Source organism: Serratia sp. ASV30 (assembly GCF_016428815.1).
GTDB classification, from domain to species: domain Bacteria; phylum Pseudomonadota; class Gammaproteobacteria; order Enterobacterales; family Enterobacteriaceae; genus Chania; species Chania fonticola_C.
Genome location: NZ_JAELTL010000157.1, coordinates 1 through 817 on the forward strand (window position 1 = coordinate 1; position 817 = coordinate 817).

Below are 817 nucleotides of genomic sequence, written 5' to 3' on the forward strand. Positions count from 1 at the left end.
TGGGCAACGGCGATCATAATCTGAGCACCACCGTCACCGATCCGGCGGGCAACACCAGCGAGCCAAGCCCGGGCATCAACATTGTGGTGGATGACAGCAAGGTTCCGGTCAGCATCGGTTCGGTGAAAGACGATGTGGGTCCGATCACCGGTAATATTGTGGCAGGGGGCGTAACGGACGATACCCGTCCGGAGCTCACCGGCAGCGGCAAGCCGGGCAGCCTGGTGACGGTACAGGACGGCGACACCGTGCTGGGCAGCACCACCGTACAACCGGACGGCAGCTGGAGCTTCACGCCAGAGACCGATCTGGGCGAAGGTGAGCACCACATTACGGTGACGGCGGAAGACGCGGCAGGCAACATCACCACCACTCCAGCAGTGGACTTTACCGTGGACAGCGTGGCCCCGAGCAAGCCAAGCATTGGCGGGGCGATCGATGACGTGGGTGATGTGCGCGGTGAACTGACCAGCGGCAGCGTGACCGACGATGCGACCCCGACCTTGAAGGGGACGGCAGAGCCGGGCAGCACCATCAATGTCTATGACAACGGCCAACTGATTGGTTCGGTGATGACCGACGGCAACGGGGCCTGGGCATTTACCCCGACCACGCCATTGCCAGAAGGTGGGCATTCACTGACCACCACGGCGACGGACAAGGCGGGCAACACCAGTGTGCCATCCGAGTCGTTTGATCTGACCACCGATTACACCCCATCGCCGGTCGGGCCAGAGTTCCTGGCGATCACCGGGGTGGAAGACAACGTGGGCAGCGTGACGGGCAATATCGCCTCTGGCGGTATCACCGACGACAG

At 62.8% G+C, this 817-nt stretch carries 1 protein-coding gene; it reads left to right on the plus strand.

Annotated features, from left to right (window positions below):
• The coding region (locus JHD74_RS25875) for an Ig-like domain-containing protein (RefSeq protein ID WP_199063892.1) at positions 1 to 817 on the plus strand (817 nt) is incomplete at both ends.